This is a genomic window from Ruegeria sp. D1(2025), assembly GCF_056536425.1.
The window spans coordinates 1-16,111 of the sequence record NZ_JBQFPO010000014.1 but is presented as its reverse complement, the minus strand read 5'-3'; the positions used below and the strand labels follow the sequence as shown (position 1 = coordinate 16,111).

The 16,111-nt window shown below is 58.6% G+C and carries 13 protein-coding genes and 1 pseudogene; 7 read left to right on the top strand and 7 right to left on the bottom strand.

Annotated features, from left to right (window positions below; all coding sequences use genetic code 11):
* Positions 1 to 51 precede the first annotated feature (51 nt).
* A complete protein-coding gene (gene xrtD / locus ACR1XU_RS20895; RefSeq protein ID WP_480915667.1) occupies positions 52 to 1,671 on the top strand; it encodes a VPLPA-CTERM-specific exosortase XrtD in 1,620 nt (539 codons plus the stop codon).
* Between the two features lie 59 nt (positions 1,672 to 1,730).
* On the opposite strand, the gene ACR1XU_RS20890 is transcribed toward xrtD, so the two are convergent.
* Together ACR1XU_RS20890 and ACR1XU_RS20885 are read right to left on the bottom strand one after the other, a co-directional pair.
* Positions 1,731 to 2,987: a glycosyltransferase family 4 protein gene (locus tag ACR1XU_RS20890; RefSeq protein ID WP_480814004.1), complete on the bottom strand. Its 1,257-nt coding sequence runs from the start codon at positions 2,985 to 2,987 to the stop codon at positions 1,731 to 1,733.
* Complete coding sequence (locus ACR1XU_RS20885; protein ID WP_170682279.1) at positions 2,974 to 4,236, bottom strand: nucleotide sugar dehydrogenase; 1,263 nt, start codon at positions 4,234 to 4,236, stop codon at positions 2,974 to 2,976. Before ACR1XU_RS20885 ends, ACR1XU_RS20890 begins: the two co-directional genes overlap by 14 nt.
* A 423-nt stretch (positions 4,237 to 4,659) precedes the next feature.
* Here ACR1XU_RS20885 and ACR1XU_RS20880 point away from each other — a divergent pair, with 423 nt between their 5' ends.
* Genes ACR1XU_RS20880 through ACR1XU_RS20860 form a run of 5 tightly spaced genes read left to right on the top strand, consistent with a single transcriptional unit; the run spans position 4,660 to position 9,923 of the window.
* Positions 4,660 to 6,156 carry an oligosaccharide flippase family protein gene (locus ACR1XU_RS20880; protein WP_480814006.1) on the top strand — a complete coding sequence of 499 codons (1,497 nt, stop codon included), beginning with the start codon at positions 4,660 to 4,662 and terminating at the stop codon, positions 6,154 to 6,156.
* A gap of 57 nt (positions 6,157 to 6,213) precedes the next feature.
* Positions 6,214 to 7,278, top strand: coding sequence for a glycosyltransferase family 2 protein (locus ACR1XU_RS20875; protein ID WP_480915666.1), 1,065 nt, complete (start codon positions 6,214 to 6,216; stop codon positions 7,276 to 7,278).
* Between the two features lie 5 nt (positions 7,279 to 7,283).
* Positions 7,284 to 8,219 carry a sulfotransferase gene (locus tag ACR1XU_RS20870; protein ID WP_480915665.1) on the top strand — a complete coding sequence of 312 codons (936 nt, stop codon included), beginning with the start codon at positions 7,284 to 7,286 and terminating at the stop codon, positions 8,217 to 8,219.
* The gene (locus tag ACR1XU_RS20865; protein ID WP_480915664.1) at positions 8,219 to 9,241 is read left to right on the top strand and encodes a lipid II:glycine glycyltransferase FemX; all 1,023 of its coding nucleotides are present in this window, start codon (positions 8,219 to 8,221) and stop codon (positions 9,239 to 9,241) included. The genes ACR1XU_RS20870 and ACR1XU_RS20865 overlap by 1 nt, the downstream gene beginning before the upstream one ends.
* 1 nt (position 9,242) lies before the next feature.
* On the top strand, positions 9,243 to 9,923 hold the full coding sequence (locus tag ACR1XU_RS20860; RefSeq protein WP_480915663.1) for a polysaccharide deacetylase family protein: 681 nt from the start codon (positions 9,243 to 9,245) through the stop codon (positions 9,921 to 9,923).
* On the opposite strand, the gene ACR1XU_RS20855 is transcribed toward ACR1XU_RS20860, so the two are convergent.
* Positions 9,915 to 10,838 (bottom strand): sulfotransferase domain-containing protein, encoded by a 924-nt coding sequence (locus tag ACR1XU_RS20855; RefSeq protein WP_480536782.1) that lies wholly within the window; start codon positions 10,836 to 10,838, stop codon positions 9,915 to 9,917. The two genes, ACR1XU_RS20860 and ACR1XU_RS20855, sit on opposite strands and share 9 nt — an antisense overlap.
* 1 nt (position 10,839) lies before the next feature.
* A complete protein-coding gene (locus ACR1XU_RS20850) occupies positions 10,840 to 12,081 on the bottom strand; it encodes an O-antigen ligase family protein (RefSeq protein WP_480915662.1) in 1,242 nt (413 codons plus the stop codon).
* Positions 12,082 to 12,132: 51 nt separating this feature from the next.
* On the opposite strand from ACR1XU_RS20850, the gene ACR1XU_RS20845 reads away from it, so the two are divergent.
* Positions 12,133 to 13,338 carry a capsular polysaccharide synthesis protein gene (locus ACR1XU_RS20845; protein ID WP_480915661.1) on the top strand — a complete coding sequence of 402 codons (1,206 nt, stop codon included), beginning with the start codon at positions 12,133 to 12,135 and terminating at the stop codon, positions 13,336 to 13,338.
* Positions 13,339 to 13,350: 12 nt separating this feature from the next.
* Here ACR1XU_RS20845 and ACR1XU_RS20840 read toward each other — a convergent pair whose 3' ends face one another.
* From ACR1XU_RS20840 to ACR1XU_RS20830, 3 genes and pseudogenes are all read right to left on the bottom strand, one after another.
* The gene (locus ACR1XU_RS20840) at positions 13,351 to 14,247 is read right to left on the bottom strand and encodes a hypothetical protein (RefSeq protein ID WP_480915660.1); all 897 of its coding nucleotides are present in this window, start codon (positions 14,245 to 14,247) and stop codon (positions 13,351 to 13,353) included.
* Positions 14,248 to 14,279: 32 nt separating this feature from the next.
* Entirely contained in the window at positions 14,280 to 15,071 is a 792-nt protein-coding gene (locus ACR1XU_RS20835) for a sulfotransferase family 2 domain-containing protein (protein ID WP_170817325.1), read from the bottom strand.
* A gap of 160 nt (positions 15,072 to 15,231) precedes the next feature.
* Positions 15,232 to 16,111, bottom strand: a pseudogene (locus ACR1XU_RS20830) (hypothetical protein); the annotation flags it as partial.

The following is a 16,111-nucleotide window of genomic DNA, read 5'->3' as shown; positions in this document are numbered from 1 at the left end:
CCCGGGCCGTCATGATTTCGGGGCATGTTTTATTATGCATGATAATCCGTGATGCATCGTTTCGATTCGAAAGACAGCCGCGGCAATCTCCTTGAGGCGGCCCGGGGCAGACTGCCGGCCATAAGCTCTGCCGGGTTGTTCTGGTTTGCCCTGTTGCTGCTTGGATCAATGCCCATCTTCTGGATCGGGATCGTCTCGCTGGGGGCTGCGTGGAGCACCCCGGAATACAGCCATGGCCCTCTGATCCCGATCATTTCGCTGTATCTGTTCCTGCGCGAATTGCGGGACATGCCGCCACCCAATCCGGTTGTTCATGACCGCTGGCCCGGTGTGCTGGTGATCGCGGCCGCACTGATCATCGCCGTTCTGGGCAATCTGGCCCGCATCCCCGATATCGTCACCTATACCATGATCATCTGGACCGGTGGCGTCATGCTGACCGTGTTCGGCTGGCAGCGGGGCAAATATCATCAGCTGCCTGTGCTGCATCTGGTATTCATGCTGCCCCTGCCGCAGTTCGTCTATTGGAAGCTCACGATCTTCCTGCAATGGATCTCGTCCGAGCTTGGCGTCTGGTTCGTGCAGCTGGCGGGCGTTTCGGTCTTTATCGAAGGCAATATCATCGATCTGGGGGTCTACAAGCTGCAGGTGGCCGAGGCCTGTTCCGGACTGCGCTACCTGTTCCCGATCCTCAGCTTCTCGTACCTCTTTGCGCTGCTTTATCGTGGCCCGATCTGGCACAAGGTGGTTCTGCTGGTGTCAGCCGCGCCACTGACCGTGCTGATGAACTCGGTCCGCATCGGCGTGATTGGTGTTCTGGTCAATCAGCATGGCATCGAGCAGGCCGAAGGGTTCATGCATTTCTTCGAAGGCTGGATCATCTTCCTGCTGTGCGTGGCCATTCTGTTCCTGATGGCCATCGGGCTGCAGCGTCTGGCCCCGAACCCGCAGCCCTTTGCCGAGACAATTGATCTGGACACCCAGGGGCTGGGCACCGTCGCATTGCGGGTTTTGGGCATCCGCGCCTCGGTGGCACTGGCCATCGCCGCCCTTCTGACGCTTGCGGTTTCGACCGCATGGACCCTGCGGCCCGCCTCGGAAGTAAAACCGATCGAGCGGGATCCCTTTGTTCTTTATCCGCGCCAGCTGGGCGAGTGGTCCGGCTCGACCACCAGCCTTGATCCCAATGTCGAACGGACGCTGGGTGCCAGCGACTATCTTCATGCCACCTATATCGACAGCGGATCGGGTGATTTCGTGAACATGTTCGTGGCCTTCTACAACAAGCAGACCGATGGTGACGGCATCCATTCGCCCGAGGTCTGCCTGCCGGTGGGCGGCTGGGAAATCTTCAGCCTTGAGCCTTATGAGATCAACCCGGGCGACACGCCTTATGGCAGCTTCACCGTCAACCGCGCGGTGATCCAGAAAGAGCTCTCAAAGCAGCTGGTCTATTACTGGTTCGAACAGCGCGGCAAACGCATGGTCAACGATTTCCGCGCCAAGATGAGTGTGGTTCAGGACGGCTTTACCATGGGGCGCACCGATGGCGCGCTGGTGCGTTTTGTGACCCCGATCCTGCCTGGCGAAACCGAGGCGGACGCGGATGCAAGGCTGCAACGGTTCATGGAACCCAGCCTGAACCGCCTGCCGCAATTCGTACCGTTCTAGGCTTTTGAAGTGACGCGCAATGTGATCCGAAAACCGGTTCCCACTTTTCGGATTGCGCTCTAACCCTTCCAGATCCGCTTGTAGGCCGCGATCAGCGCGGGCACCTGATGCGGCCAGGCCATCTCGGATTCGACCCGGGCGCGGCCATAGCGGCCCATGACGGCCCGCCGTTCATCATCCGCCAGCAATTCGGCGATCCTGTCCGCCATATCCACCGGATCGTTGGCCTTTGCATAAAGCGAAGCCTCCTGCGCCGAAAATCGCCCTTCGGTCACGTCGAACTGAACGATGGGCTTTTCGAACGCCATGTATTCGAGGATCTTGTTCATGGTGGACTTGTCGTTCATCTCGTTCACCCGGTCCGGGTTCACGCAGACATCGGCGGTCGACAGGATTTCGAACAGATCATGGTCCGGGGCCCGGCCAGTGAAGGTGACGTAGTCCGACAGGCCCATATCGACCGATTGCTGTTGCAGCTTCTCAAGGCTGGGGCCACCGCCGACAAGGCAGAACTGGATATCATCGCGGCCCTGCACCTGCACCAGATGCGCCACGGATTCCAGCAGCAGGTCGATACCCTCCTGATCCCCCATCACACCGACATAACCCACCATATACTTCCGACCATTGCGCCAGGCGGGGTTCGGCGGCAGGTGCTGCAACCGGCTGAGGTCGGGGCCGGAACGGACGACAAAGACATCCTCGGGCGCCATGCCGCCGCGTTCGATGGCAATCTTGCGATAGCTTTCATTGGTCGCAATCGACACCCGCGCCGAGGCAAAAGTCAGCCGCTCGAACGTCTTCATCAGCTTCCAGAAGAACCCGCGCTTGTTGAACTTGGCCTCATAAAGCTCGGGGTTGATGTCGTGGTGATCGAACAGATAGCGCACGCCAAACAGCTTGAAGGGCAGCGCCACCAGAAAGATCAGATCGGGCGGGTTGCAGCCATGGATGACGTGAAAGCCGCGCGTGAACTTGATCTTCAGCGCCAGCCAGCTTTCCCAGAACAGCGCCGCGCCATATTCCAGCAGATACCCCAGCGCGCCACTGGCATCCAACGGCAGCGGGTGGCGATAGACCTTAATGCCCTCGTCTTCCCACACACGTTCCTCATGCCCCTTGCCGGTGGGACAGATGACCGAGACCAGCGCGCCTGCGGCGGCCAGCGTGCGCGCCTCCATCCAGACGCGGCGGTCGAAGGGCACCGGCAGGTTCTCGACCACGATCAGAACCTTCAGCCCTTTCAGAGGCTGGCTCTGGCGCAGCTCCTCGAACGAAACCGGCTGAACGGCGGGCACGGGGCTAGTCATATTCATAGGTTCGCACCACCTCTGTATCGCCCAGGTTCAGCTCGTTGATGATCCGGTTCGAGCCGATCACCAAGTCCCATGGCCCGGCCTCGGCTGTGGCGCGATCGACCAGCAGGCTGCCCACCGTCGGCAGGTGGGTAAAGGTATAGCCCAGGTTCTGACCGCGCAGATCGGCGGGCCTGATGGCGGGGTCGTAGACCGACAACTGATACCCTCCCTGCAGCAGCCGGCGGGCGATGTCGACATTCGGGCTTTCGCGCAGATCGTCGGTCTCGGCCTTGAAGGCCAGCCCCGCCATCAGGACCCGGCCCCCTTCGGGCAACCGTGCCATGATGTTCTGCACCTGATGGGTCTTGTGCGCCTCGTTGGTGCGCAGCAGGCTGTCGATCAGATGCGTATGCGCGCCCACCTCGCCCGCGATATGCTGCAGCGCGCGGACGTCCTTGGGCAGGCAGGACCCCCCAAACGCCCCCCCGGGGCGCGTGTAATAGGCCGAGATGTTCAGCTTGGTGTCCGAGACGAAAATCTCGTGCATGGTCTTCGCCGAAACTCCCATCTGCTGGCAGATGCGGCCAACCTCGTTGGCAAAGGCCACCTTGGTCGCGTGCCAGGTGTTGTCGACGAACTTGGTGATCTCGGCCTCTTCATAGGCGGTGTAGAAAACCGGCGCATCCAGTCCTTCGTGCATCTCATCCATCACCTCGGACCGGCCGCCGTCACTTGTGCCGACGACGATCTTGGGCGGGCTGAAGAAATCATCCACCGCTGACGCCTCGCGCAGGAATTCCGGGTTATAGACGATCTCGACCGCCTGCGCGGTCCGGTCGCCCAGAGTGCTGCGGAAAATCGGCTCGATCAACTGGCGGACGGTACCGGGACGGAAGGTAGAGCGATAGGCCACCGTCAGGGGCCGCGCGCGGTCGGGCGAGACGGCCCTGGCGATCTGGCGTGTCACCTCGGCCACGAAATTCATGTTGTGCGAGCCGTCGGTCGAGCTGGGCGTGCCGACACAGACGATGGCCAGATCGACATCGGACAGATCCGGCATTTCAACCACCGCGCGGATCAGGTTCCGGCCAAGCGCATCCGTCAGCAGATCGGCCACCTTGGGTTCCTTGATCGGAGGCTGCCCGGCGTTGATTTCGGAAACCTTGTCGGCATTCACATCGACGCCGACCACCTCATGCCCTTCGCGGGCCAGACAGCAGGCTGCCGTGAACCCCACATACCCCAGGCCAAAAATCGCAATCTTCATACTGCTTTACCGTTTTAAAACTGGCAGGTGGCGTTCCTGCTGCTGCTCATACAAATATCAGGTGCCCTGTATTAAGCGCCCTTGCACAATCAGAGATCAATCTGGGAAACTTACAAAAAAATTACCCTGCAAAGTGCTGCATTTTTTTGACACGGAACAAGGGTGCACATTAGAAATCGGTTCAACATTCTGACTCAAAACGAAAATCATGCAATTTCCACTCGCAACGCACCAACATTCGTTTGAATATCAACTCAATCACCGGTTTACCAGTGCGGCGACTCCGTATGTTCAGGCGCAGCCTTGGCGAAAGAGGAAAGCGAAACATTTGTCTGCTATGCTGGTATTTGTCTCCAAAATGGAAAGATAGCGCTTTTGGAACACCCTAATGAACCAAGGTCAAACCGCAGCTCCGCCCTGGCGGTGGGTGCGGCGACTCTGCTTGCTTCGGGCTTGTTTCGGCAGGGGCTTGGGTTGGTCACGCTGGCCATTACGGCACGGCTTCTGACGCCGGAAGATTTCGGTGTGGCCGCGTATTTTCTGATTGCGACGGCCTTTCTGGAGATGCTGCAACGCCAGATCGCCATTGTGCTGATCCGGCTGGATGACGTCACACAGGACCACCTTGAGACCATTTTCACCTTTCAGGTGATATTTGGGGTGACGGTCGCACTTCTGTTCTACGCGTCCCGGCCTCTGGTTGCCCTTATCGGTATCCCTGAACTGGTTCAGCTTACGCCCGCACTTTGCCTGCTGGCCATTACGGTCGCCTTCAGAAGCCCGCGTTTCATACTTTTTGAAAGAACGCTTCGCTTTGGTTATGCGGCGGGCGAAGAAACTCTCATTCGGGTCATCTATTCGGTTACCGCGATTGCCCTTGCCTGGATCTGGCGCGACTTCTGGGCAATTGTCGTTGCCAACTTCTGCGCCCTGACAGCCCGCGGCGTCTGGACATTCAGCATGGCCCCGATGGTGCCGCGGTTGTCGCTGGCGCGGTGGCGCGACAGCCTGTCGTTCTCCACCTGGTCCCTGGGCGCCCAGATCGCGCAGTTCTTTTCCAAGAACATGCCGCAACTGATTATCGGCGCGACCCTGGGGCTGGCAGATGCCGGGATTTTCCGGCTTGGAAACCGCATCAGTACGCTGGTGACAACCCAGCTTTTTGCACCCATGCAGCGGGTAATCTATCCGGGTCTTGCAGATATCGCCCGCCATACGGACCGCAAGGACGAAGCGTTTATCCGGCTGAACGAACTACTCATCGCGATCGTACTGCCCATGTCCGTCGGCATGGCTTTGGTCGCCAATCACATCATCCTTGTTGTCTTTGGCTTCAAATGGCTTGCGGCCACGCAGGTGATATGGGTCCTGGCTCCGCTCAAGGCCCTTGAGACCCTGCAGGCCAATGTTCGGGCGGCAGCTTATGTCGAAGGATCAACGAAACTCCTGTTTGTCCGAAATTCCGTTCTGTTGATGCTGGTGTGCATTTTCATGTTGGTCGGCGTCAATTTCGGTTTCACCGGCGCACTGATCGCCGCTGGTGCGGCAAGCGTTGCCGCCATTGCAATGACACTGACGATCGCCAAGCGACACGGAACCCGGACTTTCTTCGGCCCGCTGACCGTGGCCTGGAGAAGCATCATCTCGTGTCTTGCCATGGTTGCGGTGGTTCTGTTCATTGGCAGCGCGTTTGGAACACCCGCCCATGTTGGCTGGGCTTTCGATTCCTGGGATGACGTCCCAAGGCTGCTTGTCATCTTCCTGACAAAGGTGCTGGCGGGAACGTTCACATATATCGCAACGCATCTGCTGCTTTGGCTGCTTGTCGGTCAGCCCGACGGCGTTGAAAAAGTCCTGCTTAAGTTTCCAAAGCGCCTTCTGAAGCATTACTTGGATTCAAAACCGGCAAAGCAGCGTTAGACCGATCCCAGGCCGGGACCCTGTGAGTTAAACTAGTAAATTGTGACAGATCATTCGATGTACATAGCCAGAGAACCGGACAGGATGGAACACGAGCAAAACGGTCAGAAGCCGGAATCATCGGTTTCCGATACGCCGCCCGCCCGTCCTGAACTGGATCTCAGTGTCATAATCGTGAATTACAACACCCGTGATGTGACGTCCAAGGCAGTACAGTCCGTGCTGGATCATTGCGGGGGTCTGAACCTCGAAGTCATTGTCGTCGACAACGATTCAAGCGATGACAGCGTCACTGCCTTGCGGACGGCCTTTCCCGAAGCGAGGATCCTGGCGGCGGGGCATAATGGCGGCTATGCCTGGGGCAACAATATCGGCATCCGGCAGGCGCGGGGACGCTATCTGCTGATCCTCAACCCGGATGCGCAGGTCTATGACGGAACGCTCGAACGCGCCGTCTCATATCTGGAAAACAATCCCGATATTGGCATCCTCGGCGGGCATGTCTCACTTGAAAACGGTGCACAACAACCCACCCTGTTCCGTCAGGTTTCCCTGAGCAGCCTGTTCTGGAACATTCTGGTACCGAACCGCATCATCCGCAAAACCCGCATGTTCGGAGATCAGCGCTATGCCTCGCGCGCCCGCGACACCGTACAGGATGTCGATGTCGTCGCCGGGTGTTTCATGATGGTGCCAAGGACCATCATCGACGCTGTCGGTGTGATGAATGACCGCTTTTTCATGTATAGCGAGGAATCCGAATGGTGCTGGCGGGTCCGGCAGGCCGGTCTGAAAGTGCGCTACAATCCGGATATCCGGCTTCTGCACTACGGCGCGGTTTCCACCGGGCAGACCTCGCCCTGGAAATCCGTTGAAATCGCCAGGGGGCATATTCTGTTTCTGCGCTTCTCGCGTGGCCCCCTGATCGCGTGGTTGGGAACCGGCCTCATGACAATCGGTGATCTGCTGCGGGGTGTCTGGTTCCTGCCCGTAAGCCTGATAAAGCCCCGCCACACAGGCGCCCGGGCCTGGCGGGCGCGGCTTGCGTTCTTGCTGGGGGCCCTGATCAGACCTCCGCAGGGGCAGGTGCCGCCGCAACCCGCCCCGGACATGATGACATGAAGAGCATGGCGAAGCCCGTGTTGCGCGGCATTGTCCACACCGTTCTCACCCCGCTTGAACGCCGGATGCTTGCACGGCAACCGGCCGCACGGTGGCCGCATGTCTTCATTCTCGGCGCCCCCCGATCCGGCACCTCGCTGTTTTACGAGCTTATGGCAACCGGCTTCGATTTTTCCTTTTTCTCCAACCTCGCACACCGGTTCTACAAAACCCCTCTGGCCGCCACCCGGATCGGAGGGAAACTGATCTCAGATCACACGCCTGTCTACCAAAGCGACTATGGTCACATTTCGGGGTGGGCTGCCCCGAATGAAGGCGGCTGGATCTGGCAGCGATGGCTCGAGGACGGCCCCTGGGTGGATGAACGGCACCTTACGTCCCTGCCCGTCGAGGAAATCAGGGCAACGCTGGCCGGCATGTCGGCCTTGTCGGACGCTCCGTTCATCAACAAGAACGTGATGAATTCAAATCGTGTGCGATTGCTGGACGCGTTGTTTCCCGGTTGCCTTTTCATCGAAGTGCGCCGTGATGCCAGGGACACGGCCAGATCCATCATCCGGGCCCAAAGGCGAAACAAGGGACCCGAGCGGGACCATGAGGAATGGTGGTCCGTCCGCCCCTCGAATGCAGGTGGTGATACCGACATCGAACGCGCCTGCCGGCAGGTTGTCGGCGTTGCCAATGATATTGAACGCGATTGCGCCCATATCGGATCAGACAGGCATTTACAGGTCGAATACGAGGCGCTTTGCGCCGACCCGAAACGCATCCTGACCAGTGTTGCGGCATTCCTGGAACAACACGGCGTACCGGCCACGCCACGCCCCGAGGGGCCGGTTCCCGAACAGTTCACCCTGCGGGCCTCCAAACCGCTTGAAGCGGAAGAAGAGGCCGCTTTGGACCGGATGCTGACCCCCCGTGCGGAAACCGCGGCGATCTGATGGGGGCTGGCACTCTCTCTCTGCGCCGGGTCGAGGCGGAAGACTGGCCCCGCCTCAGCGGCGGGTTCGAAGACCTCACCTATGAACAAAGCCTGACCTATGCGGAGGCCGCAGCCAGGCGCATAGGGGCAACCGCCGAATTTGTCAGCCTGCATGATACGCAGGGAACACCGGTGGCTGCGGCATGCCTCAGGATCAAGCGGGTTCCGGTTCTGAAACGCGGGGTCGCCTGGATTGCCGCCGGGCCATTGATCCACCCCAAGGGGGGCGACGCCCCCGATGCAGCCATGATCCGCGCAATCCTCTCGGACCTGCGCCAGCACGTACATGCAAGCGGTCATGTCCTGCGCCTGCGCTTCCCGGTCATGGCCTCCCCCTCAGACGACGCAATAACAGGGGCAGGGTTTCTGCCCTCCGAACGGGCAAGCTCATACCGGACGGTTCTGATCGACCCCGATCAGGACGACGATACCCTGATGCGCGCCCTGCACGGCAAATGGCGCAATCCGCTGCGCAATGCGCTGAAAACGGGAATGGAGTTTGAGACCGGCCCGATTTCGGACCTGTCCGGGCGATTTCACAAGCTTTACGAACAGGTACAGGCTGCCAAGGGATTCCAGCCCGATATTCCGCCGGATTTCTACTATCCGCTCGCGGGGCCGGATTTCGAGCACGACGTTCTGATCGCGCGCAAGGACGGTGCCGATATCGGCGCAATGACCATCGGGCGCACCGGCACAAACGCTGTCTATCTGTTCGGGGCAACCTCGGACGCGGGGCGCAAGCTCAATGCCGGGCACTATCTGATGTGGCACGCCATGTTGCATTGCCGGGAACATGGGATCAGGTGTTTTGATCTGGGTGGCATAGATCAGGATGCAAATCCCAGCGTCACCCGTTTCAAGTTGCGCACCGGCGGCACCGACACCACGGCCGCAGGACCCTTCGAGGCCTGGCCCAAGGGCCCCATGGCAAGCCTGATCGGCCTGGCCGAAACGCTGCACGGGAGGCTGAAGCGCTGAGATGGCACGACGGATCGGTCTCAATTTTCACGGCATTGGCTCTCCGGCCCGCGACCTCGAAAAGGATGAGGCCCCCTATTGGTTGTCCGAGGCGCAGTTTACGGCAGTTCTTGATCGCGTCGCCGCAGCCCCTGATCCGCAGACCTTTGTTCTGACCTTCGATGATGGCAACCTGTCGGATTATGACATCGCACTTCCGGCTTTGGCCGAACGGGGGTTATCCGCAAGTTTCTTTGTGCTGACCGGACGGCTGGACCAGCCCGGGTCCCTGGGTCGTAGCCACATTTCGACCCTGCTGGATGCGGGGATGCGTATTGGCAGCCATGGCATCGCGCATGTCGGCTGGCCGGGGCTGGATCAGGATGCGCTCGACCGGGAGCTTGGGCAATCCCGCAGTGTACTGCAGGACATTTGCGGCCTGCCCGTTACCGAGGCGGGCATCCCCTTTGGCCTGTACAACGCCCGTGTCCTGCGCGCGCTGCGCCGCAACGGATATACGGTCGCATTTTCCAGCGATGCAGGACGAATGAACGACCACAGCTTCCTGCGCGCCCGCACGTCCCTGCGTGGCGATATGACACCAGCTCAGTTCGACGACATTCTGGCTGGCCGTATGCCGCCGGCAAAGCGGTTGCGCCGTACGCTTGGAATGACAAAGAAGCGGCTTTTGCCGTTAACCTGATCGGGCATACCCGAACTTGTCCAGAATATGCCCGAGCTCCTGCTCGATATAAGCGATATGTTCGGGCTCCAGTTCATCCTTCCACTGGCCGCTGCGGCCACTGCGGATATGCGCGCGTTCATTTGGTTTCGTCGCGGACACCTTGCTGCGCTTGCCCGCCTCGAACAGACGCATCAGCCGGACACCCAGCTCATGCGCCCTGCCGGTCAGCCCGAGGAACGCGAAAATCTCCGCATAGATTTCGTCCCGGCGGGGGCCCATCAGATCACCATACTGCACTTCGAGAACATCCGGGTTGGACAGATCCCAGTTCTCAAGATTCTCGCGGCTGAAATAGATGAAGTGGCGGATCTCCATGAACAGCCCTTCGGTCTTTCCGGCAGCCTGCAGTTTTTCCTGATAGGTCTTGCCGGTCTCGTCCGGCACATGGGCCCAGAGTTCGTTGGTCCACAGATGGTAGTGATAGGACGATACGATCATGTCGCGCGGATCGCGCATGATATGTATCCCCCGATACGGTCCGATCTCGGCCAGAGGCGTCCGGCTGTGCGGCGACAGGAAAACACGGGTTTCCGGTTTCGGAGGACCCTTGGAAATATCCTCGAACCGCACCCCAAGTCCAAGAGCCAGCAGCTTGAGCACCGCCTTGAAATAGGTGGTCATGGCCTTGTGGTGCGTTCCGACAAAGATCCTGGTCCGGCTTTTGGCAAAGGCCCGTTCACTGAACCTGCAAACCAGCAGCAGCGGCAGCATCTGCCAGAATTCCGGATTCTTCAGCAGCCCGTAATTCTTGCGGATCGAAATGGGAACCTGAGTAACCTTCTTGCGCAACCGCGAGCGTTTCGGTTTATGCCCCAGACCGGCATCCGTCATCACCTTGCTGTCCTGAACCGTCATCTGGCTGGCATCCCTCATCTTATTCAAACCGGGTATACCTGATCCGCCGCTCGCGCCCGGATACAGGCTCTGACTGCTCCACATCGCTTTCGTCCCTGGCATCAATGAACCAGATGCCCGCCCCCAGAATGAACATCAGCAGACAGAAGATCGCGTCCCACAGGTGCACTGAAATGGCCGCAACGCACATGCCAGCCAGTGAAAAAAGGTACCCCAGCCGATAACTTGCCAGCCTGCCGGTCAGAGGTGCCCGACCGACATCGCGAAAAATCAGAATGACCGGGGCCAGCAACAACACAAACCCCAGGATGCCATTGCGCATCGCAAGCACCAGCCAGAAATTATCCACACTCGCAAGCATCCATCTCGGGCGGGTCCAGTCATTCAGACCAATGCCAAACACAGGGTTGCGCATGATGTCATCGGTGACGTTGTTGAAGATGTGAATCCGGTTCCATGCCGTTGACGGCTTCAACGTCAAATATGATGCAAATATCTGTGCCGGAGACCGGTTCGAAAAAATTTCAATGAACACGTACATGCCCGCAAACATATAAAGCAGCAGGTTCCATTTCTTTTTGACCGCGGCAAGAACCGTCGACCACATCATCAGTGCGAACTGTACCGCCACCGACAGCCATGCTCCCGAAGACAGCGATGAGAATACGGCCAGAGCAACAAGGCCCACTCTTGGGAGTTTGTAGAAAATGCTCCGGTCATACCCCAGAACATACCACGCCAGGGCAAATACCGGGCTACAGAACAGGCCATACAGGATCGGATGCGGCAACGATCCCTGTGCGCGATACAGACCCAGTCTCGGCTCATGTTGGACGGTTCGGTAAACATCACCGAAATTGCCGAAGAAATCCAACAGGATGGACCGGTTCGTATTGTTCTGGTGAATGCTGAACGGGAGCATCAGAAGGACGGCAATAAACAACCAGAGGGTAAAGAACCGGAACGCATCCGCATCCCTGATCACCCAGCGTGCAATGAAGTAGGGGGACAGCGTCTCGATGATCCGGATGCCGATAAATTCCCATTGCGAAAATCCGTGATTGACCAGAATGGCCAACGCGCCCCACAGCGCAAAACATACCATCAGGATATCGATTGCGCGGATCCGGTCGCTTCCGTCGAGCCAGCGGATGATCGCCGGGAAAAACAATAAAATCAATATGATGCGGTATCCGCCTAGCCGCAGCCCGGCCACATCAAAATAATAGGGCAGGATAAAGCCAAGGATCAGGGCGGGCACAACGAAAAGCGCAGGCCCGGTACTTTTTGCACCGCGCCCTTTCCGTGACCTATGCTGTATTTCTGCCTGCGTTACCAAAACGCATCCACTTCCTGTATGAGCTGCTCGTTTCGGTTCCACTCTGATGTCCAATGCGCCCCGGACACCCGCATAAGAGTATACCGACACCACCGTCCCGCTCGCAACGCAGAACTGAATCGCGCCGCTTACGCCCGATCATGCCTGGAACAATGGCCATCAAATCACCGTTTTGTTTCCAGTTTATACCTGCAAAGCAACAGTGTCCGTGAATGGTATTTCACTTTTCGACTGACGTCTGGCGCCACATCAAATTGGCAGCTAAAACACCAGCGGGGGACGATAGGAGCGATTAAATTGGCGAGAAACCCTTGGATTTTGTTTTTTGTATCTCTGGTTAAAGTTAAAAAGCTCCGCAGCCTGGTGCGCAAGCTCACCCGAAAAATCGGAAAAAAACAGCCAGATGGCTTTGAAGCCGCAGTCCCGCGAACAATTCCGCGCAACATCTGGATGTTCTGGGACAAGGGCATCGACGAGGCGCCGGAAGTCGTCAAAATGTGCATCGCGTCCTGGCAGGAAAAAAACCCGGATTGGACGATACGTGTTCTCGATCGGAATACGGTCAAGGATTTCGTCGATCTGCCTCCGTTGTCGCCAGAAATGTCGATTCAATCCTATTCCAACATCCTCCGTTTCAAGCTGCTGAAAGATCACGGCGGCGTCTGGGCGGACGCGACGGCCTTCTGCATCAAGCCGCTGGACGAGTGGTTGCCGATTGTGGGGCAGCGAGGCTTCTTCGCCTTCTTCTGGACCCCGGAAACCCGCTGGTTCACCTGGCCCGGATATACCCGCGAGGTTGCAACCTGGTTCCTGGCCTCCGAGCCCGGAAGCCCGATCATGGCGGACTGGTACAGTTACAGCATCCGCTACTGGGAAAACCGTCAGAAACCGCATCTCTATTTCTGGTGCCAGACACTCTTTGAGCTGTTGATCTACATGCGTCGCCCCTTCCGCCGGGCCTGGCGTGAAGTTCCCAAAATCGGTTGTTTAGGGCCGCATCTGGTCCATGACTGTATCATTCGCAACCGCGACATCGCCCGAATAGCCCGCATTCTGGACAACGGCGCGGCACCGGTACAAAAGCTGCGCTGGCAATGGGATGAGCAGAAACTGGCAATTGCGAAATCTCTGCTGCATGTTGATGAAACCGAGCCTGTGAAACATCCAAAGGCCGTTTGACCTTTCAGCAGCTCAGGGCATCCGGAGCAGCATCCCCGGATAGTCACGTTCGATCCGCTGCAGGTCCTGCGCATATTTCTGCTGCAGGGCGGCGGCGGTCTCGGGTCGGTATGGGTGGAACGGAGCCCGGCCGGATCCCGCGGGCAGTTCTTCGTAGTAGATGCGTTTGACGCGGGCGCGCCGATCCTGAACCGACAGGGACCTGTCCAGATCTTCCGCCTTGCGGATCGCCTCGTGTGATGGCGAGGTCGTACGTGCCGGCGGGGGCAAGTCCGGGAAAGCTCCGACATCCCGACCCGCGAATTCCGTCAAAATCTCCTGCCAGTGGACCCGGTATTCCTCGTGCTGCCAGACCTGAAGGCTGGCGTTGGGAAAAGCACTCAGAAGCCGCTCGATGAGGTCGGGCCAGCTGGGCGGCGCATCAAGAACTGCGTCACCGATCCGAGATGCCCATTCCGGTCTGGGCGCGAAGGTCTTCAGCATCTGCGCATAAGCAGATGGCAGCAGCTTGTCATAAGCCCGGATACCGAGAAAGAGTTTGACCGAAGCCCCCCGAGACAGCGCATTCACAAGATGCGCACCGCGAAACGACGGGTAGAGACCGGGTGCAAGCAGATCGTCGGAATATCCAAGCAAGTCTTCATCCGACAGCATGACCGTTTCAGCGCCATTGCGCAAAGCATCGATGTGACGCCGGAACTGATAGGCCAGCGGCGCGGACCAGAACCGCCGCCGCCAGTGATTTGGGTTGGCATAGCGCCGTTGCAGCGGGCCGAACACCTCTCTGGGAATATAGTCGATGCCCTTTTGCGTCAGCTGATCCCGATGCGCGAGCAATGTGTCCTGCAGATGCGTCGTCGCTGTCTTATGCGCCCCCAGATGTATGCGCCATTCCTGTACCGGTCGCACCCGCCCGCTCCAATTTCTACCCGAACCTCAAGTCACGCAGCCACATCTGACAGAACCTCCTGATACAGCGCAATATCAGCGGCGTAATATTCCCGCACAAAGTCCTGCAGATCGGATTCGTGGAAAACCGGATGCGGCTGCGCGCTGCCCGGTTTCATCAGCACGCGCCGGGCCGAAACGCGCAAGGTTTCATGCACCGGGGCCGGCAGAATCCGCCGGGCCAGCGCACTGCCCTTGTATGTGGCGTGTTTCAGGGCCGGATGGCGAAACACGGTCGTCTTGTTTGCGTGCCCGATTTCCAGCGCGTCTGTGCCGATATGCCGGGACAGTGCCTGAACCAGAAGATCAAGACGCTCGACCGGGTAGAGGTGCCGCACCAGCCGTTCCCCATTGAGCCTGATGAAATCGGACTGCCGCGAAAAGTGAACGTAATCGGGCGCGATCACCTTGGGGCCGGACTGCAGATAGGCGATGACCTTTTGGGTTTCGCCGCGAATTTCCTCATCGCCGAGTTGGGCGAATTCCTTGCCCAGATACATCTTGGCCCGCTGCGACATCGCAGACTGGAACCGCCGGAACGGATCGCGCAGCAAAGCATAGCTTTCGTATTCCTGCAGTTTCCGGAACGCCTCGGGGTCCAGATCACGCAAAAGCGCAAGTGGCAGATGGCGGTAATCGACCTCGCCCAGTTCCGGGTGGCTCTCGACCTCTTTCAAAAATCTGACATCTGCGTCGTGAAAAGGCAAAACCGCATTGCGCACCGATGTGCCGGCGCATTTTGGTATGTGAATGAACACAAAGCGGTGACGATCAGATAAAATCATAACTCAAAAACCCAAAACTCTCTGCACTGTCTGAACCCGTTATCCTGAACGCACAAGTCCACACTGCGCATACCCTTGAATGCTATTTTGGCCGGGTGCAAGTTTACACCCGGCCAACACGCTTTTTTCTGTCTCTGCACGCATGCAAGACAGTGTATTTTTAGGCGCCCAGCCAATCGTCAGGTGTAACCGGCGAGTCGATGAAGGCAACGTCGTCATCAACGGCAAAGTGGCTGATTTCACCATCCACGTTGTACTTGCGCGTTGAGCCGAGGTTCCATCCCCATTGCTTGCCACCATGCGCATCGACAAAGTCGAAATCCACGGAGGTTTCCTCCAGGACCAGAACATCGTCGACCAGAACCTGCAGACGATCCGCCGTTTCATCGACAATGAGTGTGATCTGATGAGTATCGGTGTCATTGAGACCGATATTATCGACCCGGAACCCTTTGCTGAACTTGGCGTCATTGTTCTGAACATGCGCAATCAGTCCGTCATCATCCAGGGTCAGACCCACGCGGCCCTTGTTCCAGACCAGGCGCTGCTCGCTGCCATCCGCCTGATCGCGGGTAAATTCGACGGTAAACGCCAGCTTATCCGAAGACTCAAACTGCTGAAGGCGGCCAAGTTTCACGGCATCGCCCTGCCCGTCAAAATGAATGGCCGGGCCAGAAGCCGTGTTCACGACCGAGGCATCCCCCAAAAGATCCGCTTCGCCATTGCCGGGCAAACCTGCGATGTCCAGGATAAAGTCATCGCACACCGCCAGCAGGTTGCTGCCGCCCCCTGTGCCGCCGCTATCGGGCTGGGTTGGTGTCGTTCCGCTATCGGGTTGAGTGGTCCCGCTGTCCGGCTGAGTGGTCCCGGTATCGGGCTGAGTGGTCCCGGTATCCGGCTGAGTGGTCCCGCTGTCCGGCTGTTCTGTTCCGCTATCGGGCTGAGTTGGTGTCGTCCCGCTATCCGGCTGGGTCGGCTGTGTTGGTGCCGGGGCAGGATTGCTTGACGCGGGTGGTGCGTTGACCCCGGTGCTGCCAACC